23 protein-coding genes and 1 riboswitch are annotated in these 23,704 nt (G+C 46.6%); of the genes, 3 read left to right on the top strand and 20 right to left on the bottom strand.

Annotation, left to right across the window (positions count from 1 at the left end; all coding sequences use genetic code 11):
* Positions 1–235 precede the first annotated feature (235 nt).
* The 5 genes from rpmG to pdhA form a co-directional block, all read right to left on the bottom strand.
* Positions 236–385 carry a 50S ribosomal protein L33 gene (gene rpmG, locus SK066_RS10630; RefSeq protein ID WP_082472246.1) on the bottom strand — a complete coding sequence of 50 codons (150 nt, stop codon included), beginning with the start codon at positions 383–385 and terminating at the stop codon, positions 236–238.
* Between the two features lie 556 nt (positions 386–941).
* Entirely contained in the window at positions 942–2,375 is a 1,434-nt protein-coding gene (gene lpdA, locus SK066_RS10625) for a dihydrolipoyl dehydrogenase (protein WP_320544627.1), read from the bottom strand.
* A 4-nt stretch (positions 2,376–2,379) separates the two neighbouring features.
* The gene (locus SK066_RS10620) at positions 2,380–3,735 is read right to left on the bottom strand and encodes a dihydrolipoamide acetyltransferase family protein (protein ID WP_320544626.1); all 1,356 of its coding nucleotides are present in this window, start codon (positions 3,733–3,735) and stop codon (positions 2,380–2,382) included.
* 273 nt (positions 3,736–4,008) lie between these two features.
* Positions 4,009–4,986 carry an alpha-ketoacid dehydrogenase subunit beta gene (locus SK066_RS10615; RefSeq protein ID WP_320544625.1) on the bottom strand — a complete coding sequence of 326 codons (978 nt, stop codon included), beginning with the start codon at positions 4,984–4,986 and terminating at the stop codon, positions 4,009–4,011.
* A 110-nt stretch (positions 4,987–5,096) separates the two neighbouring features.
* The gene (pdhA, locus tag SK066_RS10610) at positions 5,097–6,164 is read right to left on the bottom strand and encodes a pyruvate dehydrogenase (acetyl-transferring) E1 component subunit alpha (RefSeq protein ID WP_188777737.1); all 1,068 of its coding nucleotides are present in this window, start codon (positions 6,162–6,164) and stop codon (positions 5,097–5,099) included.
* 252 nt (positions 6,165–6,416) lie between these two features.
* On the opposite strand from pdhA, the gene SK066_RS10605 reads away from it, so the two are divergent.
* Complete coding sequence (locus SK066_RS10605; RefSeq protein WP_320544624.1) at positions 6,417–7,151, top strand: alpha/beta hydrolase; 735 nt, start codon at positions 6,417–6,419, stop codon at positions 7,149–7,151.
* 547 nt (positions 7,152–7,698) lie between these two features.
* A complete protein-coding gene (locus SK066_RS10600) occupies positions 7,699–8,346 on the top strand; it encodes a thiamine diphosphokinase (protein ID WP_188777740.1) in 648 nt (215 codons plus the stop codon).
* Positions 8,347–8,761: 415 nt separating this feature from the next.
* Here the strand turns inward: SK066_RS10600 and SK066_RS10595 are convergent, their stop codons facing one another.
* From SK066_RS10595 to SK066_RS10525, 15 genes are all read right to left on the bottom strand, one after another.
* Positions 8,762–9,820, bottom strand: a complete 1,059-nt coding sequence (locus SK066_RS10595; protein WP_320544850.1) for a MoeB/ThiF family adenylyltransferase — start codon at positions 9,818–9,820, stop codon at positions 8,762–8,764.
* A gap of 32 nt (positions 9,821–9,852) precedes the next feature.
* Positions 9,853–10,620: a thiazole synthase gene (locus SK066_RS10590; protein WP_188777742.1), complete on the bottom strand. Its 768-nt coding sequence runs from the start codon at positions 10,618–10,620 to the stop codon at positions 9,853–9,855.
* 2 nt (positions 10,621–10,622) lie between these two features.
* Positions 10,623–10,826, bottom strand: coding sequence for a sulfur carrier protein ThiS (thiS, locus tag SK066_RS10585; RefSeq protein WP_320544623.1), 204 nt, complete (start codon positions 10,824–10,826; stop codon positions 10,623–10,625).
* Positions 10,827–10,828: 2 nt separating this feature from the next.
* On the bottom strand, positions 10,829–12,025 hold the full coding sequence (gene thiO / locus SK066_RS10580; RefSeq protein ID WP_320544622.1) for a glycine oxidase ThiO: 1,197 nt from the start codon (positions 12,023–12,025) through the stop codon (positions 10,829–10,831).
* Entirely contained in the window at positions 12,022–12,672 is a 651-nt protein-coding gene (locus SK066_RS10575; RefSeq protein WP_320544621.1) for a thiamine phosphate synthase, read from the bottom strand. Before SK066_RS10575 ends, thiO begins: the two co-directional genes overlap by 4 nt.
* A gap of 444 nt (positions 12,673–13,116) precedes the next feature.
* Positions 13,117–13,221: riboswitch (TPP riboswitch) on the bottom strand.
* A 156-nt stretch (positions 13,222–13,377) separates the two neighbouring features.
* Entirely contained in the window at positions 13,378–14,304 is a 927-nt protein-coding gene (locus SK066_RS10570) for a MinD/ParA family ATP-binding protein (protein ID WP_320544620.1), read from the bottom strand.
* A 387-nt stretch (positions 14,305–14,691) separates the two neighbouring features.
* Positions 14,692–16,191: a serine/threonine protein kinase gene (locus tag SK066_RS10565; protein ID WP_320544619.1), complete on the bottom strand. Its 1,500-nt coding sequence runs from the start codon at positions 16,189–16,191 to the stop codon at positions 14,692–14,694.
* A 263-nt stretch (positions 16,192–16,454) separates the two neighbouring features.
* On the bottom strand, positions 16,455–16,925 hold the full coding sequence (locus SK066_RS10560; protein WP_320544618.1) for a DinB family protein: 471 nt from the start codon (positions 16,923–16,925) through the stop codon (positions 16,455–16,457).
* 38 nt (positions 16,926–16,963) lie between these two features.
* On the bottom strand, positions 16,964–18,025 hold the full coding sequence (locus SK066_RS10555) for an SAM-dependent methyltransferase (RefSeq protein WP_320544617.1): 1,062 nt from the start codon (positions 18,023–18,025) through the stop codon (positions 16,964–16,966).
* Positions 18,026–18,050: 25 nt separating this feature from the next.
* The gene (locus SK066_RS10550) at positions 18,051–18,374 is read right to left on the bottom strand and encodes a YbbN family protein (protein WP_188777756.1); all 324 of its coding nucleotides are present in this window, start codon (positions 18,372–18,374) and stop codon (positions 18,051–18,053) included.
* A gap of 33 nt (positions 18,375–18,407) precedes the next feature.
* On the bottom strand, positions 18,408–18,749 hold the full coding sequence (locus tag SK066_RS10545) for a cyclic-phosphate processing receiver domain-containing protein (protein ID WP_320544616.1): 342 nt from the start codon (positions 18,747–18,749) through the stop codon (positions 18,408–18,410).
* 21 nt (positions 18,750–18,770) lie between these two features.
* Positions 18,771–19,595 (bottom strand): Fpg/Nei family DNA glycosylase, encoded by an 825-nt coding sequence (locus SK066_RS10540; protein WP_250344921.1) that lies wholly within the window; start codon positions 19,593–19,595, stop codon positions 18,771–18,773.
* A gap of 170 nt (positions 19,596–19,765) precedes the next feature.
* Entirely contained in the window at positions 19,766–20,569 is an 804-nt protein-coding gene (locus SK066_RS10535) for a TIGR01457 family HAD-type hydrolase (protein WP_320544615.1), read from the bottom strand.
* Between the two features lie 118 nt (positions 20,570–20,687).
* Positions 20,688–21,608, bottom strand: coding sequence for a ribonuclease Z (gene rnz / locus SK066_RS10530; RefSeq protein WP_320544614.1), 921 nt, complete (start codon positions 21,606–21,608; stop codon positions 20,688–20,690).
* Positions 21,609–22,028: 420 nt separating this feature from the next.
* The gene (locus tag SK066_RS10525) at positions 22,029–22,583 is read right to left on the bottom strand and encodes a riboflavin biosynthesis intermediates N-glycosidase (RefSeq protein ID WP_188777766.1); all 555 of its coding nucleotides are present in this window, start codon (positions 22,581–22,583) and stop codon (positions 22,029–22,031) included.
* A 432-nt stretch (positions 22,584–23,015) separates the two neighbouring features.
* On the opposite strand from SK066_RS10525, the gene SK066_RS10520 reads away from it, so the two are divergent.
* A complete protein-coding gene (locus SK066_RS10520) occupies positions 23,016–23,555 on the top strand; it encodes a cupin domain-containing protein (RefSeq protein ID WP_188777768.1) in 540 nt (179 codons plus the stop codon).
* Positions 23,556–23,704: the final 149 nt, after the last annotated feature.

Here is a 23,704-nt window from a genome sequence, read left to right as displayed (position 1 = left end):
ACTCATAAACATATGTAATGAGTGCAGCATAATGTACAAATGGTAGGCTGGTATCATTGTACACATATCCACGTTTCCATACAACCGGATGATGTTCGATTTTAAAAATTCATATACGTACTATGCTCACTCTTACTGGGTCGCCATATGCATACATAGATACTGCCTCTGGAAACATAATGAAAAACCCCGGCTACAATTGCAACCGGGGTTTACGTACACACTATAGCGAAAATTAACGAGTTTCGCGGTGAAGCGTGTATTTTTTCAGACGTGGGCAATATTTTTTCAGCTCAAGACGCTCCGGATGGTTCCGTTTGTTCTTGGTTGTTGTGTAGTTACGATCGCCAGTCTCTGTGCATGCCAAAGTAACGATAACGCGCATGTGAATTCACCTCACTTCATTGGTAATCAGGAATTGTTCGTTTAACTATACGCTTCAGCCTGTAAGCAGGTGAAGGTTCAACATCATCTATTGAAACAATGTATAGTCCGTTCATTATCCGTAAATATCACTTGAAACACCTTGTCCATTCTATCATAGATTTTGATGAAATCCAAGAGATTTTTACGAACATGTATTCACCCGAGAGAATACATAAAATAAAGGCCGCCAGGAGCTCACTGGCGGCCAGGTATATGCTGTTCGTCTGCCTAGGATGACAGTGTCCAACATAGCTATAGATGCTGCGCATGCGTCTACAACTCATATACCAGAAGAATCCGTACAGCCGATACAACCATGCCAAATTAGATAAAATCTACGAATAAGCTGCGACATGGAGAAAGATACCTGTAAGGAAGCGCACCATCTTCCTTTTTCACATTGCTGCACCGCTGAATGCAACAATAGAAGATAAGAAGATCGCCGCGACCTACAGGGGCATAGCCATATCCGTCTGTACGTCTTCCCTATTCGTCTTTACAGACGAGTAAAGGTCTTACTTTTTGAGTGGTTTGCGTGGAGCGATAACGTGGATCGGGTGACCCATTACCAGCTCAGCTGCTTCCATTACGATCTCGCCCAGTGTTGGGTGAGCGTGAATAGTCAGTGCAAGATCTTCAAGAGTAGCGCCCATTTCGATTGCCAGACCCATTTCAGCGATCATGTTGGAGGATTCCAGACCTACGATCTGGCTACCCAGCACGATACCTGTTTCTTCGTCAGCAACGATTTTTACGAAACCTTCAGTGTTACCGAGGGAAGTCGCACGGCCGTTACCAGCGTAAGGGAATTTGCCTGCGGCTACTTTGTAGCCTTTTGCTTTTGCTTCAGTCTCAGTCAGACCTACGCTTGCGCATTCAGGATCAGTAAACGCTACAGCAGGTACACATTTGTAATCGATCACGGAAGGCATACCGGAGATTGCTTCTGCAACCACTTTTGCTTCGTAAGAAGCTTTGTGTGCCAGTGCTGGACCTTCAACGATATCACCGATTGCATAGATGTGTGGAATGTTAGTGCGACCTTGATGGTCGATTTTCACCAGACCACGATCAGTCAGCTCAACATCGATCAGATCAAGCCCCAGTTCGCCATCTGTGTTAGGACGACGACCAACTGTAACGAGCAGGTAGTCTGCTGTCAGCTCTTGTTCTTTACCGTCTACAGTGAATTTCACAGTAACGTCTTTGTCGGTTTGTGTAGCACTTTCCGCTTTAGCGTTTGTGAAGATTTCTGCACCGGATTTTTTCATGTTTTTCGCTACCAGTGTAGTCATATCTTTATCGAAGCCTGGCAGAATTGTATCCAGACCTTCAATGATTGTAATTTTAGTACCGAATTTAGCATACATTTGGCTCAGCTCGGCGCCGATGTAACCACCACCGATAACGATCATCGATTTTGGAATCTCAGGCAGGTTCAGAGCTTCTGTCGAGGACAGAATGCGACCACCGAATGGGAATGCTTTCAGCTCGATTGGACGGGAGCCTGTTGCAATGATGCAGTTTTTGAAACGGTAGCGCGGGGACTCGTGGTCGTTGAACAGACGCGCTTCGTTTTGGTTGATGAACATGCACTCGCCGTGGAATACTTCCACTCTGTTGCCTTTCAGCAGACCGCTTACGCCGCCAGTCATTTTTTTAACTACGCCATTTTTGAACTCTTGCGTTTTACCGAAGTCAACTTGTACGTCGCCTACAGTAATACCGAATTGTTCGCCGTGCTGTGCAGCTTCAAACTGGTGAGCAGCTGCGATCAGTGCTTTGGAAGGAATACAACCACGGTTCAAACATACGCCACCAAGCTCAGACTTGTCGACGATCAGAACTTGTTGGCCCAGTTGCGCAGCGCGGATAGCGGCTACATAGCCACCAGGTCCCGCACCAATTACTAACGTTTCAATATCGATAGAAGCATCTCCTACTACCATTGAATTACACCTCCATAGTTAACAGCTCAGGGTTAGCGAGCAGTGATTTGATATGGTTCATAAAGTGTTGTGCAGTTGCGCCGTCAATAATACGGTGGTCGAAGCTCAGGGACAGTGCCATTACTGGTGCTGCTACCACTTCGCCGTTTTTGATAACCGCTTTTTCGCTGATGCGGCCTGTACCCAGGATTGCAACTTCAGGGAAGTTGATGATTGGAGTAAAGAACATACCGCCAGCAGAACCGATGTTAGAGATCGAGATTGTACTGCCTCTCATCTCGTTAGCAGCCAGTTTGCCATCGCGTCCACGAACAGCCAGATCGTTGATTGTATCAGCGATCATGAAGATGCTCTTACGGTCAGCGTCTTTAACAACCGGTACGATCAGGCCGTTAGGCGTATCTGTTGCAATACCGATGTCGTAGTGTTTTTTGTATACAATCTCTTCTGTTTTTTCATCGATCGAAGCGTTCAGAGCCGGGAACTGACGAGCAGCCGACACGAGTGCTTTTACGATGAATGGCAGGTAAGTTACTTTTGTACCGCGTTTTTCAGCCAGTGGCTTCATACGTGTACGGAATGCAACCAGCTCAGTAACGTCTACTTCGTCCATGATCGTTACGTGTGGAGCTGTGTATGCGGATTTCACCATAGCGTTAGCGATAACTTTACGAATACCTTTGAATGGTACGCGCTCTTCTTCGCCTGCTGCGGAAGTTGTTGTTGTAGATGGTGCTGCTGCGGATGCTACTGGTGCTGCTGCTTTTTCTTCAGCTGCTACTTCTGTAGTTGCGCTAGAAGCTTGACCTCCACCTTGTTTGAACGATTCAACATCTTCGCGAGTAATTTTGCCGTTGCTGCCCGTACCAGAAACCTGGGACAGATCAACACCTTGCTCACGTGCGAATTTGCGAACGCTTGGTGTAGCCAGTACATCTTTGTTCGGTGCTGCTGGAGTCGAAGCATTAGTTGCTTGACCGTCTTTGGCATCAGATGGGCTAGAAGCTGCTGGAGAAGAAGTAGTGTCTACTCCACCTTTAGCTGCGTCTGTTTCTTGACCGCTCTTTTGCTCTGGTGCAGACTCTTCAGCTGGCTCTTCGTCTTGATCCGGAATGTCGCCAGTTGCATCGATGATTGCTACTGTTTCGCCTACGTGGCACACTTGACCATCAGCAGTCAGTACTTCAAGCACAGTACCTTCTACTGGACAAGGAACTTCAACAACCGCTTTATCATTTTGTACTTCCATGATAATGCTGTCGTCTGTTACTTTGTCACCTGGTTTAATGTGCATCTTGATGATTTCGCCTTCGTGCAAACCTTCACCAAGCTCTGGAAATTTATATACGAATCTTGCCACTTGCAAAACCTCCCTGATTAAAATTGTTGAATAGCACTCAAAAGGCCTTTATTTCAACAATCGTTGATAAGTAATATGTGTAATTCTTGTTGTGTGGTGGCTATATACCAGCCAGTGGGCAAGCCAAAAGGCGCCTGTAGAAAGTTCCGCTGCTCACCATCTTCCCGGGATGGAGGGGTCGCAGCCGGATGCCATCTTGCAAACCGCCTTTGTTCCTTGCACCTTTAATTCATCAAGCGATGAACGTGAGCTCCGGCATCGCCGGAAGTCTCATTAGAAGTTCATTACTTTGTCTACAGCGTCGATGATGCGCTGAGGTGTTGGCAGCCAAGCATCCTCGATTTGAGCGAATGGATACACTGTGTCCGGTGGGCAAACGCGCAGAACCGGAGCTTCCAGATGCAGAATCGCTTTCTCGTTGATTTGAGCCATAACCTCTGCTGCGATACCCGCGCTCTTTTGAGCTTCTTGAACAACGATCGCACGGTTTGTTTTTTGTACGGAAGTGATGATTGTATCGATATCGATCGGGCTCAGAGTGCGCAGATCGATAATTTCAGCATTGATGCCTTTTTCAGCCAGTTGATCTGCTGCTTTGGTTGCTGTGTGAACAGTCATACCATAAGTGATCAGCGTTACATCGGAACCTTCGCGAACAACGTTCGCTTTACCGATTTCAACTGTGTAAGCTTCTTCCGGTACTTCTGCACGGAATGCATGGTACAGGTTAAGATGCTCCATGAAGAATACAGGGTCGTTTTCACGGATAGCCGCGATCATCAGACCTTTTGCATCGTAAGGGTTCGAAGGGATAACAACTTTGATACCCGGAGTTTGTGCCAGCAGACCAGACAGATCGTCCGTGTGCAGCTCAGCCGCTTTTACGCCGCCACCGTAAGGTGTACGGAATACGATTGGTGCATTGTAGCGACCGCCGGAGCGATAACGCAGACGTGCTGCTTGAATTGCCATTTGATCCAATGCTTCAAAGATAAAACCAACGAATTGGATCTCAGCGATTGGACGGAAGCCCTGGATACCCAGACCGAATGCCAGACCGCCGATTGCGGACTCAGCCAGTGGTGTATCGAATACACGCTCTTCGCCAAACTCCTCTTGCAAACCTTCTGTCGCGCGGAATACGCCGCCGACTTTACCTACGTCTTCACCAAAAATGAGCACGTTAGGGTCATTTTTCATCTCGACGCGGATTGCGTCGCGAATCGCTTCTTTCATATTCATTTGTGCCATTTGCTTCATTTCCTCCTTAAACATTTCACTGTTCATGTTCACGCATCAAGGATGTGCTGGTTCGTACTATGCTAAAACCTCATGGCCCAGAAGCGGGCCGCATGTCGATCTTATTTGAAGTCTGCTTTTTGCTCTTCCAGATCGTGAGGTGTAGTTTCGAACATGCTGTCGATCAAGCCAGTTACAGTCATTTTCTCTGTTTTCTCAGCTTTTTTGATCTCTTCGTTTACTTTTGCTTTTGCTTCTTCACGTACGCGCTCTGTATCTTCGTCTGTCCACAGACCTTTTTCAGCCAGGTATTTTGCCAGACGAGCGATAGGATCCTTCTCGCTCCAGATGCCCTCTTCGTCTTTTGTACGATATTTACTTGTATCGTCAGACATGGAGTGCGGACGGAAACGATAAGTCAACGCTTCGATCAATGTAGCACCTTCGCCATTACGTGCGCGCTCTGCTGCTTCACGAACCGCAGTGATAACCGCGAAAACATCCATACCGTCGATTTGTACGCCAGTGATACCAGCGGAAACCGCTTTGTGAGCGATCGACAGTGCAGCTGTTTGTTTTGCAAATGGAGTTGTGATTGCATAGCCGTTGTTTTGTACGAAGAAGATTACTGGCAGCTTGTAAGCACCTGCATAGTTCAGACCTTCGTAGAAGTCGCCCTCGGAGGAACCACCGTCACCGGTATAAGCGATAACAACTTGTTTTTGTTTTTTCAGCTTGTAACCCATAGCGATACCCATCGCGTGCAGGATTTGTGCACCGATGATGATCTGAGGCATCAGAACGTTTACACCCTCAGGGATGCGTCCGCCTTCTTGATGTCCACGGGAGTACAGGAATGCTTGATACAGTGGCAGGCCGTGCCATACCAGCTGTGGCATATCGCGATAACCTGGGCAAACGAAATCTTCTTTTTCCAGCGCGTATACACTACCAACCATTGTTGCTTCTTGACCGGATACCGGTGCGTAGAAACCAAGACGGCCTTGACGACCCAGGTTTACTGCACGGTCATCCCAAGTACGTGTAAATACCATACGGTACATAATTTCTTTCAATTGATCATCAGTCAGATCAGGTACTTTGTCAGGGTTGACAATTTTACCTTCTGGGGAGAGAACGGAAAGTGCTTCCACTTCTTCCGTATAAACTTCATATGGAACCTTGCTCATTTTATTCACCTCAATAAAAAATTTGAATATCATGTTCCGCTGTTATAGAATTATTATACACCTGTTCTACTCGGTTCGTCAAAGCATACATTGAAATTCTTATGTGATAGCTATTATTGTATATATAACAGGTGTGATTGAATAATATAACAGTTTGATCAAATTTAAATACATTTCGTGAAAATCACACGACTCCATCTTAACGCATCGTTTAACCCATTGCAAAAATTACGATAGAAAAAGGTGACCACCATGACAGATTCACGCTACTTGAAACGAACAATCTTAAAAGAGGAAATTCAAAGCCGCCATCTGGGTGAAGCACGCACGCTTCGGATCTATCTACCACCCGGCTATAACGAATTGCTCAGCTATCCGGTCATTTATTGCCAGGATGGCGAAGAATTTTTTAACTTTGGTCGTATTGCTACGTACGCCAATCAACTGATCCTAGATGAAAACATCGAGCCGTTCATCGTTGTTGGCGTAGAGGTAAATACCAAAATTCGCACCCAGGAGTATGCGCCATTCGGCAGCCGCTTTGAGGCATATACCGCTTGCTTCGCAGAGGAAATCATTCCTTATATTGAAGAAAAGTATCCGGTACGCCGTTCTGCGGATGAGCGTGTACTTGCTGGCGATTCCCTTGGCGGCAGTGTTTCCGTTCATATCGCGCTTCGTTATCCAGAGCTATTCCACCGCATTATTAGCCTGTCCGGTGCGTATTATGAGCAAAGCCAGCAGCTCATAGCTGCCGAATCCGATCTGTCTGCACTGGATGTGTACATGATCGTTGGCTTGCAGGAAACCAATTTTGAAAGTGATACCGGCGTATACGACTTCGTAAAGCTTAACCAGGATACACGCGACCTGTTGCTAGAACGCGGCGCTACGGTTCGCTATGCCGAAAAAGATGGCAAGCATCTATGGGGCTTCTGGCAAAAGGAACTACCTGACGCGATCAAGTATTTTTTGCAGGAAGTGTAAGCTAGACTACAGCGCAAGCGTAAGCTGTTCGCTTTCTCGTTTTCCCCTATGCCATGGCATGCTGCTGACACCTGCTATAGTTCGCACGGATGATCAGGTTGATACAATCGAACAGAATGGGACGGCACATGGATCAATTAGATATCCTGCTTCCGTCTCTTCTGCTTCGTTATGTATGGACAGGATCACCCATCTGCTCTGCATAGCACGTTGCTCGTAGCTGGCGAGTAGAACATGGATTGTTGAATTCGTTTCTACGTGTCTGTAATGGTTTGTTCATAACTTATTACATTTAAATACAGGGATTCAAACGGTGTTCTTCATTTGTTTGCGCTTACAATTCGAGATAGATGAATCATTTGCTGAGGTTAATGCCTTTTTATACTTTATGAAAAGAAACCCGCAGCTCCCATCCTCTATTGTATCGGCGTGAGCAAAAGTTGCGCAACTGTTAATTTCCTTTTACAGTTACGAATAGAACCGATTGTTCGGCACCTGCGATCAATGCCACAATCCGACTTATTTTATACAGAAAGAAGGGAATTTCATGGCTGCAAAACGCGCTCTTATTTTCTCCGGCGGTCAGTTACATCCTGATTTTTTAAAGGAAATTCGTGAAGATGATCTGGTCATTGGTGCTGATCGTGGTGCTTTATTTTTGATTCAGCATGGTGTACAGCCACAGCTGGCCATCGGTGATTTTGATTCCTTGAACGATCAGGAGACAGAGCTTGAGCAGATTCGTCAGCAAGCTGGTGAACTGGTTGTTTATGATCCGATTGAGAAGGATCTGACCGATACCGAGGCTGCTTTTGAAGCGGCGATGGAGCGTCATATCGATGAAATTGTTATTTTCGGCGCGCTGGGTACGCGATTTGATCATTCGATCGCCAATGTACAACTGCTCATTCGTGCTCTTCATCATCAGGTGAGCTGCGCGATTAAGGATATGCATAACTACATATCTCTGACCTCCACCACCTCCGTTATTCAAAATCAAGGCTATCCTTATGTATCGCTACTGCCGATCACGTCGGAGGTTACTGGCATTCACCTGACTGGGTTCCAGTATCCGCTTGAAAATGCAACGCTGCGGATGGGGCATTCGCTCGGGATTAGCAATAAGCTTGCCGCAGAGCAAGGTACGGTATCTATTGAAGGCGGATTGCTGCTTATTATTCAGAGTCGCGATTAGCTATAGCTGCTTTGGATTCGGGTTATAACAGGTATCCGTGTTGTGATGGACGATGACCATTTTGGTTCATTGCCTTATTTCAATCAGCTCTGTCTGTTCTACAGGCTTGATGATTCAGTATAGATCATCTGACTATAATTCCGTATGATCTTTTATACATCTTCCATTTTGTTCGTTATTTGCTGGAGAGAAGAGAAGATCGACCTTTTGTATTTATTTCAATTTAAACTTCAAGAAAACTATGAAAAACGATGTAAGCCTAATAACGCTTACATCGTTTTTTTGTGGTTATTCCACTGTTTTTCAAAATGGCTTTTAACGAGGGGATTTTTATATCCAAAAATTTTTTATTCTATAGGAGAAATAGTCATTTTAAACATATAAAATTCATTTCGCTCTCCATATATCTATACGTTTAGCCAAAATAGCGATGGTAAATTGTACGTGCCTCTGTTATATCCTTTGTACCGTGAACCATCACGCGACCATCTCCAAAAACAACCATCCGTCTTCCCTGCTCCAATGTCATCGATAGCAAAAACGGATTGACGGTAATCTCATGCTGTCCCAGCCCTTTTAATCGACTCGCTGTATGCTGAAGATCAAGCGCCTGACGCTGTGCCGGACGAATCTGCACGGTATCTCTACCGCATAGCACCTCGGACTTGCTCTGCGCATCACGGCTCAAATGCGGATAGGTTGGCTCCTGCCCACATGACGGGCAACCTGATCGACGAGCGCTGTTCATTTTGATCGATACCTGCTCATTGCGCCACAGATCAAACGATAGCAATGTACCGCGTAGCTGCTCCTGCTTGCCACTGAGCAGCTTGATCGCTTCTGTCGTCTGGTGAGCAACGACCATCTGCACCGCTGGAGGAATGATGCCCGATGTATCACAGGTATCTCCACCAAGCGGCGCTGTCTCCATCAGACATTGCAGACACGGCGTCACACCCGGAATAATGGTAAACGTAATCCCGTAGCTTCCTACACAACCACCGTAGATCCATGGAATATTGTGCTTTTGCGCCATATCGTTAATGAGTAATCGCGTCTCAAAGTTGTCTGTTGCATCCATAATCAGATCTATGCCTTCAATCAGCTCCTGTAGCTCATCTACGGTGACATCTGCGATATGTGCATCAATACGTACAGTGGAGTTAATTTGCTGTAAACGCTGCTGAGCAGCGATCGCTTTGGGTACACGTCCTGCTGCATCCTCCTCGGTAAACAGCTGCTGACGCTGCAAATTACTCCATTCTACATAATCACGATCTACGATCGTCACATGACCGACTCCCGCACGTACGAGCGTTTCTGCCGAGCTGGAACCAAGTGCTCCTGCGCCAACGATTAGTACGGAGGCGCGTCCAAGCTGCTCCTGCCCGCTCGTTCCGAGTGGTGCAAATAATTCCTGACGCGAATATCGGCGATGTGGATCGGTCGTTATAGGATCTGTATTATTCGACAGACGCGCTTCCGTCTGTTCATCCTTGTTGCGAATCAAGTTGTAATCATCCCTTCTGTAGGGCTACTTGCCACCGCATACTGCCTGATCGGAATCATGCCTGCCTCTCTGCCCAGACGCCCAGCTTCAACGGCGAGCTTCATTGCAGTTGCCATTTGCACCGGATCAGTCGCACCGGATACTGCGGTATTGAGCAGCACTGCGTCCGCTCCGAGCTGCATCGCGTAGGCAGCATCGACAGGAGATCGAATCCCTGCATCGACAATGACAGGCACCTCTGCATCACCAATAATCCATTCCAATGCAGATGGATTCAAAATTCCGCGCCCTGAGCCGATCGGTGAGGCACCTGGCATGACGGCATGTACACCCAGCTGCTGTAGCCTTTTTGCCAGCATATAATCATCGGAAATGTAAGGCAGCACTGTAAAGCCATCGGCTAGCAATATCTCGCATGCTTTATACGTTTCCAATGGATCAGGTAAAATAAGCTGATCATTTCCAATAACCTCGACCTTTATCATATCACATAATCCAGATGCTCTGGCGAGGCGTGCAATACGCACCGCTTCCTCTGCGGTATGCGCTCCAGCTGTATTCGGCAGCAGCTTATACCTTTTCAGGTCAAGTCGTTCCAGAAAATTAGGCTCATCCGGTTGATCCAGATTCAAGCGACGTACAGCAAAGGTCAACACCTCTGTGCCTGATGCCTCCACGGCGCGTGCCTGTACATCCAGATCGGTAAATTTGCCCGTACCGAGTAGTAGTCGTGATGCAATGTGATGTTGTCCTATTGTTAACATGTTCAGCCACCTCCTACAAAATGTACAATTTCTAACCGATCTCCTGATTGTAGCTCGGTCTGCTGATGCTCATGCTTTTGTAAAATGTGTTCGTTATGCTCGACAATGACCATTTTATTCGCTAACTTCAGCACGTTTAGCAATTCATCTACGGTTTGCACGGGTGTAGGGAATAAGCGGTCATTTCCATTAATAATTAGCTTCATTATCAGGACTCCCTTACGTTATAACCTGTTGCTATACCTGCACCCTGATACTTATTCGGTGCTGAGGATAGTGGATATAATGCCCTTTCAGGACGGAAAGCATGCGGGATGAACGTATCCTTTCCTGTTGTGATCGCTTCTGTCATGAGCTTGGCCGTTCCAGCTGATAGCAAAATGCCATTGCGATAATGTCCGGCTGCAATCCAAAGCCCCTGTAGCTCTCGCACAGGACCGATATAAGGGAGCTCATCCGGTGTACCCGGGCGAATGCCTGCCCAGCAGCGTACCAGCTCGCCTTTTGTCAGCATTGGAATATAGCGCTGCGCCCTCATTAATAGCTCAACAACGGCACCTGCCTCAACAATCGTGCTATGCTGTCCGGGCTTACTTGTTGCTCCTACCCATATGCGATGAGGATGCTTCGGAATGATATAAATGGTATCGCTATAAATCGTATGATGCAGCCATGGTATCGGCGTGCGAATCTCCATCAATTCCCCTTTTACAGGCAAAAAGGGCAATCGTAATCCTTCAGCAGCCAGTAAGCGTGATGTGCCCAGGCCGGAAGCAAGCACCACCTGATCCGCATACAGAATGCCATGCTCTGTAATTACACCATGGACAAGGCCGCGACCATTAGGCTCACGCAACAGACGAATCACTTCTTGATCGCTATGAAGTGTACCTCCTAAGCGAATAAACGCCGCCACATAAGCCTCAGTCAACAAGGAAGGAACAAGCTGTGGCTCGGCAGGATTGTACAGCATACCATCCTCAGCGCGCACATTCGGTTCTTCTGTCGCTAAACGCTCGTTATCCCACCATTCCATCCCCTTGGCCTGGGCTTCACCAATGCGGCGCTGACGGCTTTCCCAATCCATATCCTGCTGCCGATGAATAGGTAGTAAAAACCCTTCCGTGCGTAAGCCGATATTTATACCCGTCAGCTCATGCAGCTGTTCGCTTAGCTGTGAATACAATGCTCGACTTTGAAGAGCAAGCTCATACAGCTCTGGTGTAGCAAAATGCTCGGAGCTGGCTGCCAGCATTCCTCCTGCTGCACCGGATGCACCGGACGCAGGCTGATGTTTTTCAATCAATGCTACACGCACACCCTTTTGCACCAGTTCATATGCGATGCTTGCACCGATCGCCCCACCGCCAACTACGATCACATCGTAATGACCATTACTTCTCATTCTGGGTCACTTCCTATTTGGATTTTAGTTGCTTCCGCCTTAGTAAGCTCTTTTTGATAACGCTCAAGCTGGCGCTCGGGCTGCTCTGCCTCGAAAATACCAGACATCATAGCGATACCTGCCACACCAATTGCATGTAATTCGCGCACATGCTGCGGCTGAATACCTCCAATTGCAATAACAGGGATGTGTAGCGTGTTACACAACTCCTTCGCCGCTACAAGCCCGCGTGGAGGAATACCAGGCTTGGAGCTTGTCGCGTACACATGACCAAAAAACACATAATCACAGCCTTCCCGCTCTGCCCGCTTCCCACTATCCATGCTATGAACCGATCGCCCCACACGTAATGACGAACGGATTCTCATGCACTCGTGTTCAGAAGCAGATTCAGCTAGCTGTACCCGTTCTGGTAAATGAATACCACCAAGCTGCATGTCCAGCGCCAGCAGAGGATGCCCGTTCAGTACCAGCTTAGACGCTGGTATTCCTTGCTCCAGCAATTGATGAACAAACCGCTTCATCTCCTGCGAAGACCAGTTTTTCTGACGAATATGAATAGCGGTCACATATGGATAAACGCAGCTGGCAACGTCGATCAGACGCTGACGTTGCAGCTGCTCTGGTGTGATCACATGTATTTCCATCAGCGTACTATGCCCCCTCCACTACGTCTGTATGAACCCTCACATAGGATGTACCTGCTCAAGATCATGTACCAAAGGTCATGTACTGGGCTACCGCTTCCATTCACTTCTGTTCATGAAGCTGCATTGATAGCGACTCCGCTGGCGAATGAAACGCAAAACAGCCACCTCCCCGTTCAGGAAAGTGGCTGTTTATCGTATCGTTACGTATAAACATCGTCGACATCAGACATACACGCGTATGTATCCCCAATGATGATTGAAGTCAAACTCAGTTACGTATATGCATGATTGACAGTATGTACGGGTCATACTGGGTTCCTCGACATAAGCAAGAACGCCGTCATTACAACCTGCAACGATACAAACTTTATCCATGATCACCATTCTCGATCAGAATGGGCACGGACGAATACGTCAACATACGAACTATACGCAAATGGAGATATGCTTCTTCCACTTCCCTACGCTGGTATGATCCAGATCAGGTACAAAGGGTTCGACAGATCGCCTGTCATCTCAGCCTTAAAGGCTCCCCCAGTGCAAATTATATATAATGCTCTCACTTCATTAAGCATTCCCATCTTAGCAAAACATAACAGATAAAGCAACTGCTACAGAGTGCTTCATCGCATAGTCATCGCTTAATCTAATATAGATACAATTCGGTCTACGCTTTAATTCATGCGCTTTAGTTCATACTCTTTACTTCATGCTTTCATGCATCGAATGCGAAAGTCGAGCGGCTAATGCCTGCGCTGCTTGATCTGTATATTGAATATGCTGAACTCTGTTATATTCTCTAATGGTACGAAGCGATGGCTGTGGCGCTCCCTCTAACTGTTCCAGCCCTTCTAGAATCGCTGTCGTCAGCTCAAAGGATTGACGGAAAAATTCACCAGCTTGCTCCTCCGGCCAATCCAGCATTAACCGATAGCGCATAAAGGATAACAACCGGCGCGAATTCCAGGCATCATGAAACGGCTGACAATCGCGAATCGCATAGAGCGGACGCTTCAATCCAAACGTATGATTAATATGTGCAAGATTAATCTTGCTTTCTGCCCGGTAAGCCCCCAGCACTGGAATCCAACAGGAAGAAGCTGCCCAATCTGCATAAGCTGGATGAGCAAAAAAATGATGAAGCTGCTCCATATGCTGGCTGAGATTCACAACGACCAGATCAGCCATTTCCAGTAACGGCAGCTTATCCTCGCCTGCCCCTGCATCCAGTACAACTAGATCGTACGCCTCACCAGCAGAAGCAAGCAAGGAGCGCCAGAAGCTATCTCCAAAGCCAGCATCTTCCTGACTGTGCCTTGTTCCGGATAATAGATCCAGTCGTCCACGGATTAGCGGAACCATGTAATCCGACACATTATGACCATTTAAAATACCGGATTGCTGCAAATAATGCAGACGATCAATACCAGGGCCTTCCATCCAGACTTCAGCAGCCTTCTCTGCCAGATCCTCTGCACAGGCAGATTCCACTCCATGTCCTCGATGTCCATTATGACAAAGCAATAAACGCGCTCTATATTGCAGGGCTGTCGTTATAGCTGCAATCGCCGTATGTGACGAGGTTTTACCATGACCGGCATCAGGACTCCAAAACATTACCGTTGTCATATTTGCTCCCCCTTTGGCATATCGATAGGCTCCCGATCTGAACATAACGCCCTCCGCAATCGTCCGTACACCAGCTTGCTTTCTACCATCTGATTCACTTTCTTAACGTTATGAGAAAGTATAACAACGGATTAACACACCATCTAATCATTCATTGCTAGATTACTTGTAATATCGTATGTAGTGGTATTCTTCACTACAAGTTGCCTACTCATTAAGCTTATACTATATCGACTTCAGCTTTAAAGGGATAAAAGGACGAGTCTTACCTGCTCCTATAGCCCCTTCAACTGCATCAATTTTAGTCAAAAATTTGCGCAATTTGAAAGTTCATCTTTTTGCTCTATGTCTAACGTCTCATTCTTCGCCTGTACAGGTACAAACGAATCAAAATAACTGTAACCCGAATCGGAATTTACGCTTTTTACGGACAATCGGAAGATAACGCTGTAGCAGTACAGCTAGCTGCATAGCAATATCCTCATCCTCATCAAATGGATCGGGCTGCCACGGTAACGCATAGACCTGGTCAGTAGCCAGCTCTTTGCGCAGTCTTCGTACTGCTTCATCCTGTGCAAGTGGCAGACAATAATGCCATTTTTCCCGTGAGTATTGCTTTAATGCTGTCATCATCTCGATCACATCCTGATAGCGCCATTCTGCACCAGAGCCAATAATAATCGGCATATCTGCACGAAGGAACTCCTCCAGTCGATCATTTTGTCTATATCGACCTAGATCAAGCACGATAAACTGGTAGCTCCCACTCAGCAGGGAAACTACCTCTGCACGTGCAGCCTCACGCCAGTAATGCACGCCTTCCAGCTCAAACTGACGCGATTCACGCAGTCGCTGCTGTTCATTCATACCTGTTACCGCGACCTGCTGAATACGGGCAAAGGCTCCCGGGTCACTATTCATTTCTACCAGTGCTACAGTATGATTCATTCGCGCCAGATAATGAGCTAGCATAATCGCTGTATGAGTTGTGCCTGTGCCTGAGCTGGCTCCAAGCAATGCGATCACCTGGGTTGTTTTATTCCACTGGATGATCTGGGTCGATGCTCCACCTTGACCACGTGAGCGCTGAAGAGGCTTCACATAAAGTGCCTGTCTTGCCTCACTCGCAGACTGAAAACGATGCGATGGATCGGGTTGCAATAAACGCTGTAGCATCTGTACAGCATGCTGAGGCATATCTGTCCGTATCAGCCCCTCCATCCCAGCTAGCCATTCACTATACATGCCGCCAGTTGCCAGATAGAGCAACAATGCACCCAATCCATATAGATCAGAGCGATGATCCGTCTGTCCTCCCCCATATTGCTCTGGCGCCGCAAAGCCCACTGTTCCTAGCTTGATTGTATCCTGGCTTTCCTCTGGCTTAAACGTACGTGCAATGCCAAAATCGATTAACCGTACATCACCATCAGGTGTAATCATCACATTAGACGGCTTCATATCCCGAAAAACAATGGGCGGCTCATGCTGGTGCAAATATTCCAGTACACGGAGTAGCTGATCACCACAACGCAAAATAAAAGGTACATCTACCTGCTCTGGATGAGTGCGAAACTTCTCCTCCAATGTCTCGCCACGTATATAATCCATGACCATATACGTATATCCCACTTCATCGCCATTAATAAAATCAACAATACGCGGTAAAAACGGATGACTGAGCGTAGTTAACATTGCCGCCTCCGCTGCTGCTTCCCGATATTTATTAGAGACTGCAATCGTTTCTTTAATCGCCCATTCCTTGCCGGGCAGCTTCAGATCATGCGCCAGATACACCTGACTCATGCCTCCATGCCCCAGCCTGCGCACAATTTGATAACGCTCATCCAGAATCATGCCTTCATGTAAAGTCGTTGGAAATGCCATCGCATAGTCCCCTTTCTTTGTCGCCATTTCAATATAATAAAAAAAGCATCTCGTCTGCACATCGAGCTACGATAGCCCTGCAGTGCAGACGGGATGCTTTCCCTGTCCGTTAATATGAATCTAACCGAATTATAAAAGATACAGCTAGCAAAGTAAAGACTGTTATAGGACGTGTGTACCTTTCTCATCGTAGCATAAGAGATCGACCATACTCGCTATCCTATCCATAGAAATATACAGCTATATCCTGCCGTAACGCTGGCTTACTTTTGCGCCGCAAAAGCATCACGGTTACGTTGTACCTGCTTTACATGAGCTTCCAGATGCGTGATGCATAGCTTGTCGATCAGCATACGTGCTGTAATTTCGCCATCCTCATTATGCACGCCGATCCGCTGCTGATCATCCTCCGTTACCGTTTCCAGCACCGGTGCAAATGCACGGCGAAGCGCAAGCAGCGCCTGCAAATGATGCTCCAGATCAAGAGACGCATAATTTAGTCTACGCGCCCAGGCATCCTGATCGAATGCGATCAGTGTAGGTCGCTCTTCCGACAGTACAGCCTTCAGACGATGCTGCAGTACAATTTCCGAATCCACCAAATGCACAACAATTTCATGAACACTCCAGGCTGTCTCCGTAGGCTTGAATGTAACTTCAGCCTCTGGCAAAGCACGAATCATCTCAACAAAACGTTCCATATCAGGCAAATAACGATAAATTGAATTTTGCATCACGCACATCCTTCTTCAAGATATACAGCAACTACATATTAATATTTTACCATATACAACGTAATTTCATCACGGTTGTGAAATAATTGTTTGGCACGCTGAATTTGCAGACGTGCTTCTTCAAACGATTCCATGACCTCGCGGATAACAGCAAGTGGCTTTTTGTGCATTAGCTTCACCGTTACAATAACTGTTCCGCCTGGCTGCACTGCATCCAGCAAATCGATGACCAGACGTGCTGTGAGCTTTGGACTCCAGCTCATATCACATACGAGCAGATCAAATTCACCTGCGCTGAATTTCACATCAGCGGCATTACGGCGAACCGTTTTGAGCTGCGGATGATTTTGCAGGCTAGGGTGCATTTTGGCAGGGTCTACGGCAGTCACCTGCAGACCACGCTCCAGCAGGAACGATGTCCAGCCTCCTGGTGCTGCACCAACATCCAGTGCACGACGAAAGGCTGTAAAGTCGATGCCAAATACCTTTTCCGCTTCTAATAGCTTAAACTTGGCACGCGAAATCTGACCTTCCTCACGCTGGAAACGAATCGCTCCACCGTTCCAATCGGACAGATTGTCCTCAGGCTTGGAAATCCCTGCATACAGTCGATCCGCTGTCCATAATACCGACACGATCAGCTCCGGCTGCTGCACTGTAAATTCTGCATGCAGTTCAGCAAGTCGTTCCTCTAGCTGATGACGAAGCTCAGAGGCATTGCTATCATCCGTCTCGGCATCCCCTGTTTTGCGAACGTGTAACGCAATCGTTTTACCATATAGCTCCTCACGCTTGAGCAGCAGTGCCGCCAGTGAATCCAGCGGTTGCTGCTCCTGCTCTGTCAGTTGCTCTAACACAAGATCATAGCGTACAGGCTGAATATGTCGTAAAAACATCAGCGGCTGTGCTTGCAGACGATGAAGCACCTGCTCTGCCTCCGCAGGCAGTGTTAGTAATAGCACTTCTCCCGGTACAAGCACCGAGCTTTTTACCGAGCCAAATGCTCGCTTCAATTCTTCCTGCGCATAAGCAGCAAAGCCATGATTGGCTGTACCAATCCAGCGTGATTCCGCTGGTTGAATCGTTTCCTGTTCGTTCATGAAATAATCTTTAGCCTCCAGTCATTTATACCGCAGTACCACGTACATGCTCGATCATACGTTGTACCGATTCAAGCCGATACAGCAGCCGTGGCTGACGTTCACGCCATGCCTCAAATACGATCAGGCACGGAATACTGGTCAGCTGTAGCTCCTGTACAAAGCGCGGCGCAAAATTAATATTCAGCGCATACACCTGTTGCTCAGGCAATAACGGCAATGCTGCTTCCAGCATACGTCTGCCCATTTTACATGTTCCACATAGCGGCGTATAGGCATAGAGTACAACCGATTCACCCGACTCTTTAGCCAATTGCATCGCCTGCTGTTCATTCAGTTCCTGTATCATATTTCTACCTCCTGTACGAGCGAGCCATCTTGCTTACTTCTGAGCTGTACGTGCAATCTGCTCCAGACGCTCCGCCGGAATCGGGCCATTGTGCAAAATCACATGCTCTGGCTTCGCCTGATACAGCAGCTCATACATGCTCTTTTTGCCAGACATGCTGGACGTATGCAAATAAATCTCCCGTGCATACAGCCCTTCGTGAATCATAGCCTTCACCACGTCTGTACCATCCATCTGTCCCCATCCAAGCTCATGATCCAGCGATAAAATATCCACTTCACATTCACGCAGCATCATCAGACATTCCTCGCCATCTCGAGCAAGTGCAAAGCCTGCCGGACAGGGACGATAATCATCTAAATACAGATGGATCATAGCGGATTCCTCCATCCACGCTTAGTTTTCAAATTGGGAAGCTGGACAGTAGTACGCTTTTTTACCTGCCACTTCCATTTTGGTCACCTTATCATCTGACGAACGCACAGATGGCTCACCTTCACGCTCATATACACGGCGCAGCGCATGGAAGCCACCTGTTAACGAATCATTCGCTGTCAGCGGTTGCCCTTCCATATGCCCACCTGCATCAATCGCTTCCTGTAGCACATTACGCATGGCTTCATATAGCTTGCCTAGTGCTTCCTCATCCAGTTCCTGCACCTTTGCCGAAGGCAGGATACCTGCGGTAAAGGCAATCTCGTCTGCATAATAGCTGCCAATCCCTGCGATCAGCGACTGATTCATCAGCGCTGTTTTCAATGCACTGCGGCGTCCTTTTAACAGCTTGATAAATTGCTCGCGTGTCAGCTTACGATCCGTTGCTTCCAGACCGAGACCGGCAAAGTATTCCTGCGACTCTCGCGCAGAGCAATAGTGGAATACGCCCTGACGCCCGGCTGTGTAATACAGGGAGCTACCATCTTCGAATTGCAGCTCTACATCACATTTGCGATCTTCATTTTGCTCACGCAGACCATAATACAGCGAGCTACCTGCCACGATGCTAATCAGCAAACGATGTCCACTATGCAGGTGCAAATTCAGATATTTCCCACGACGTTCAATAAAGGCAATACGATTACCGCTAAGCATCAGGTTTACTGGATCTGCCTCTACATTCGCTACACGCGCACGATGGATCACCAGCTTCTCAATCGATGTGTTCAAAATATAATGAGTCAGTTGTACTTTATAATTTTCAATTTCCGGCAATTCAGGCATAATGTTGTCCCTCTCTCTCTATTAATAAAAAAACAGCATTAACTGTTCTATCGTTCATGTATTCACTTTGATCATTTTATACCAATGACAGGCATTTCTGATAAGCATTTCATTCCTCATCATTATCTGAGCGTCTTAGTCCTGTAGCCGCCTATCCTCTTTATTTACGATTATAAACGAGACAGCTGATCTAACCGTGCAGGATCGATCTCACTCAAGGACTGACATACTTGATCAGCACGTACACCTGTCTGTGCCTCATGCTGGGATAGATTCTGTTCGGTCGTCACACCGGTCATCACCAGAATGGTTGGACAGCCAGCGGCTGCACCAGCAGCAATATCCGTCAGCATATTATCACCAACGACAATGGCATCCTCAGCGGACAGACCGATTCGCTGCAATGCATATTCCATCAGGATTGAGGAAGGCTTACCGATTATGACAGGCTCTACAGTCGTTGCGGCTATGATCGCTGCGCCCAGTGTACCTGCACCAGGTAACAGACCATCATGCGATGGAAGCTGCAAGTCTGGATTGGTCAGCACAAAGCGCGCTCCCCCACTAATCAGACGAAGCGCTATCGTCAGCTTGTCATATGTAAAGGAACGATCAATCCCTTGCAGCACATAATCCGGCTGTTCCTCGCTCACCTTTAATCCAGCAGCCTGTACAGCAGCTACAAGTCCAGGCTCACCAATCACATATACGGAGGCACCTGGTTGTTCACCAGCAATATAGGCAGCAGCAGCCAATGCTGAGGTACACACCTGATCTGCTTCGGCTTCAATACCGAGCTCCTGCATATGCGCAGCCACACCCTCAGGAGTACGTGAAGAATTGTTCGTCACAAACAGATACGGTATGCCCGCCTGCTTGAGACGCGCGATCCAGTCAGCCGCACCAGGGATTACCCGGTTACCATGATACAATGTGCCGTCCAGATCAATCAGTAATCCTTTTCCATTTGCCATTGCATTTGCCATCCTCTCTATTACTCACAATCCTCATTGTAAAAAAAGTTGCGGCATAAGGCAAACGATTTGCTTACCTTACCGCAACCCTGAACGTTTTTCATCTGCCATTATATGCTCATTGCACTGGAAATAGATGATGCTCCAGCGCCAGCTCGGTATGTGCAAATACCGTTTTCGCCTCATCTAATAGCTGCTCTAGCTGCTGGTCATCCTTATAACGCGAGCTAAAATGAGTTAAAATGAGCTCCTTCACACCAGCATCCCGTGCAGCGACGGCAGCCTGATACGCTGTACTGTGATAGTACTTACGTGCCGTATCCTGCATATCATGCAAAAATGTCGCTTCATGCACCAGCAGATCAGCGTCCTGTGCTAGCACGAGCACATTATCGCATGGTCGTGTATCCCCTAAAATGGTCACGATTTTACCTTTTTTCGGTTCGCCTACGACTTGATGCGAATGTAGCATTTCGCCACTGTCGAGCTGAACGCTACCACCATTTTTCAATTGTCCGTAAATAGGGCCTGGTTTAATACCATGCTGCTTTAACAATTCAAAATTAAGTTGCCCTGGACGATCCTTTTCGATAATCCGATAGCCATAGCTGTCGATACGATGCTCTAACAATGCGGCTTCCACACGGAAGGTATCATCGTCAAAAATGACGCCCCCTTCATGCTCCACTACATTCAGCTCATATTCTACACGCGATTGACTCAGCTCCAGCGCCATGTCCACAAATTGCTTTAATCCCGGAGGGCCGTATACGGTCAGTGGCGACAATCCACCTTGATTCGAGCGACTGGAAAGCAGACCAGGTAAGCCAAACAGATGATCACCATGTAGATGTGTAATAAAAATCTTTTCCAGCTTGCTTAGCTTGAGCTGGGAGCGCAAAATCTGATGCTGTGTACCTTCGCCACAGTCGAACAGCCAGAGCGCTTTGCGTTCTTCATACAATCGTAAGCCGATCGAGGTCACATTGCGCTGCAATGTAGGCACACCGGCATTCGTTCCAAGAAAATATAATTCCATCCTTCAACAACCTTCTCTCTATGCATCACAGTCCGGTTAATCTACAGTATCCCGTGCTGTGCATGACCTTCTATAGCAAAATAAACATACTATATAAATAAAGATATGAGCGCAGATCTGAAACGCATCTCTTCCTATTCCATCGCTCAGACCGCTTCCTGTCATGCAGGATTATGCAAAATGATAATATCCTTTATCATATCACGTAAACGCCGTTGTCAAAAGGGATTCCTTGATATCCGCATCAGGATGCAGATAGAAGTCTGTGCATGAAACGATACAGATACTGCATATCTTCTCCCTTTTCTCGAACACTATACAAATAAAGCCATAGGGAGCGATGATAGAGTGTAGTAGACTCATCGATTCCTATGGCTTTTATTTGTAGCTTTTATAGCTTTATGAACGAGTAAATGATAATCATACCTGAGCATTCAATTCATCACGAACCTCCATTAATGCAAACCCCAGCCAGTTCGTTCCTTTCCAGTGGATAGGCCGCTCTATATCAGGATGATCCTTCGATATTCCAATTCCCCATATTTTATCATACGGACTTGCTTCAACAAGCACGCGTTTACCTGTATTACATAAAAACTGCCCCAGCTCCTCATTCTGCTGGAACTTGGCAATATTCCCTTGCTTCACAATCTCATAGCTATGTGCCTGCCAGATGTCATTGTCAAAATGCTGTACCGAGCGTCCAAACATCTTCATCTGCTTAGGATGCTTGGCTTCCATAATCTTCGTCAGCATCTCGGTATCGTTAAATAATCTTGCCTTCTCTGCCATCATATACTGTTCTGTACAGGAATACGTTATGCCGTCGATCGTAAACTCACTTTGCCACCACTGACTAAAGCAGCTCTGATCCACTCGATCGACAGCTTTTGGTGTATGTCCCCAGAAGAAGAGATATTTTATCTTTTTGCCTGCATTATAGTCCTGCTGTAATGCTTGTAATGTATAGATCATGGGAATGACTCCTTTGTATGTATTTAGCAATATCTATAGTATTTATTTTATATTAATATTTAGTTATTATCAATATATTAATAAGATTAATCTATTAAGATACATTATTGCTAATTAGATTTTCGATGCTCATTTACGGCTCTAGTGTAAGACTCTCATTTAACCGAGCTTGAACAACTTGCACTATGATGTACCGTTTGCTCAAGTCCATATCCTATTTAAAACATACACACCTGCTACAGTGATCATAGAATCATATGGAACTAGATCACATATTCATGTTATAATTCCGCATAAATATTCAATATCAATCCTACATGTTGTGAAGCTATGATTTGGCGATTCCATTCAATGAGTTTTTGGTGAAAGTATCGACAATAGTAGACATATCTTTTATAATACTTCTAAAAACATGGAAAGAAGGGTAATCCGATGGCTGAAATCAGAATTAGAAATACAAACGAGCGCATTTCCGGTGACGATCAGGTTTTGGAGTTTCTGAACAAGCATGAGGTTGTATACGAAAAGTGGGATGTATCCAAGCTCTCCGATGAGCTGAGCGAGAACTTCACTTTGACAGATGAGCAAAAGCAAGCGGTGCTTGATACGTTTGAGCCTGAGATTCAAGATCTGGCTGCACGCCGTGGCTATCGCACCTGGGATGTGATTACCCTGTCTGAAGCAACTCCTGATCTGGAAGCGAAGCTGGCAAAATTCGAGGAAATCCATACTCATACAGAAGACGAGATTCGCGCCATTGTTTCCGGTAATGGTATCTTCATTATTAAAAGTCCTGAACACGGCTACTTCGATGTTGAGCTTGAGCCAGGCGATGTCATCTCTGTACCTGAAAATACACCTCACTTCTTCACACTGGTCGACAATCGTAAAATTGTTGCGGTACGCCTGTTTGTAGAAACTGATGGCTGGGTTGCTCATCCATTTGAGGATTCTTCTTTCCAGAAAGCTTAAGCGATTGAATTTTATTAAATAATACGGTTTTTGATTTCCGTATTGAATTGCATAAATATAAAAAACAAGCCAGCTTTACTCCTACTACAGGAATAAGGCGGGCTTGTTTTTTTATAAACTTTAAAGCTGATATCATGTTGGCTTGCTTG

The sequence above is a fragment of the Paenibacillus hunanensis genome (genome assembly GCF_034055775.1).
In the GTDB taxonomy this organism is placed as follows: domain Bacteria; phylum Bacillota; class Bacilli; order Paenibacillales; family Paenibacillaceae; genus Saccharibacillus; species Saccharibacillus hunanensis.
Note: the sequence above shows the minus strand (reverse complement) of the source record. Positions and strands in the feature narration are given on the sequence as shown.

Excerpts from the sequence above, each read along its gene's own strand:
- SK066_RS10545 (WP_320544616.1), bottom strand. The coding sequence starts at position 18,749 with ATGATCCATCTGTATTTAGATGATTATCGTCCCTGTCCGGCAGGCTTT.
- thiS (WP_320544623.1), bottom strand. The coding sequence starts at position 10,826 with ATGAAGCTAATTATTAATGGAAATGACCGCTTATTCCCTACACCCGTG.
- SK066_RS10550 (WP_188777756.1), bottom strand. The coding sequence starts at position 18,374 with ATGATACAGGAACTGAATGAACAGCAGGCGATGCAATTGGCTAAAGAG.
- SK066_RS10560 (WP_320544618.1), bottom strand. The coding sequence starts at position 16,925 with ATGCAAAATTCAATTTATCGTTATTTGCCTGATATGGAACGTTTTGTT.
- SK066_RS10600 (WP_188777740.1), top strand. The coding sequence starts at position 7,699 with ATGGCTGCAAAACGCGCTCTTATTTTCTCCGGCGGTCAGTTACATCCT.
- SK066_RS10535 (WP_320544615.1), bottom strand. The coding sequence starts at position 20,569 with ATGGCAAATGGAAAAGGATTACTGATTGATCTGGACGGCACATTGTAT.
- pdhA (WP_188777737.1), bottom strand. The coding sequence starts at position 6,164 with ATGAGCAAGGTTCCATATGAAGTTTATACGGAAGAAGTGGAAGCACTT.
- SK066_RS10570 (WP_320544620.1), bottom strand. The coding sequence starts at position 14,304 with ATGACAACGGTAATGTTTTGGAGTCCTGATGCCGGTCATGGTAAAACC.
- rpmG (WP_082472246.1), bottom strand. The coding sequence starts at position 385 with ATGCGCGTTATCGTTACTTTGGCATGCACAGAGACTGGCGATCGTAAC.
- SK066_RS10590 (WP_188777742.1), bottom strand. The coding sequence starts at position 10,620 with ATGTTAACAATAGGACAACATCACATTGCATCACGACTACTACTCGGT.
- lpdA (WP_320544627.1), bottom strand. The coding sequence starts at position 2,375 with ATGGTAGTAGGAGATGCTTCTATCGATATTGAAACGTTAGTAATTGGT.
- SK066_RS10540 (WP_250344921.1), bottom strand. The coding sequence starts at position 19,595 with ATGCCTGAATTGCCGGAAATTGAAAATTATAAAGTACAACTGACTCAT.
- SK066_RS10615 (WP_320544625.1), bottom strand. The coding sequence starts at position 4,986 with ATGGCACAAATGAATATGAAAGAAGCGATTCGCGACGCAATCCGCGTC.
- SK066_RS10575 (WP_320544621.1), bottom strand. The coding sequence starts at position 12,672 with ATGGAAATACATGTGATCACACCAGAGCAGCTGCAACGTCAGCGTCTG.
- SK066_RS10520 (WP_188777768.1), top strand. The coding sequence starts at position 23,016 with ATGGCTGAAATCAGAATTAGAAATACAAACGAGCGCATTTCCGGTGAC.
- SK066_RS10525 (WP_188777766.1), bottom strand. The coding sequence starts at position 22,583 with ATGATCTATACATTACAAGCATTACAGCAGGACTATAATGCAGGCAAA.
- SK066_RS10555 (WP_320544617.1), bottom strand. The coding sequence starts at position 18,025 with ATGAACGAACAGGAAACGATTCAACCAGCGGAATCACGCTGGATTGGT.
- rnz (WP_320544614.1), bottom strand. The coding sequence starts at position 21,608 with ATGGAATTATATTTTCTTGGAACGAATGCCGGTGTGCCTACATTGCAG.
- thiO (WP_320544622.1), bottom strand. The coding sequence starts at position 12,025 with ATGAGAAGTAATGGTCATTACGATGTGATCGTAGTTGGCGGTGGGGCG.
- SK066_RS10605 (WP_320544624.1), top strand. The coding sequence starts at position 6,417 with ATGACAGATTCACGCTACTTGAAACGAACAATCTTAAAAGAGGAAATT.
- SK066_RS10565 (WP_320544619.1), bottom strand. The coding sequence starts at position 16,191 with ATGGCATTTCCAACGACTTTACATGAAGGCATGATTCTGGATGAGCGT.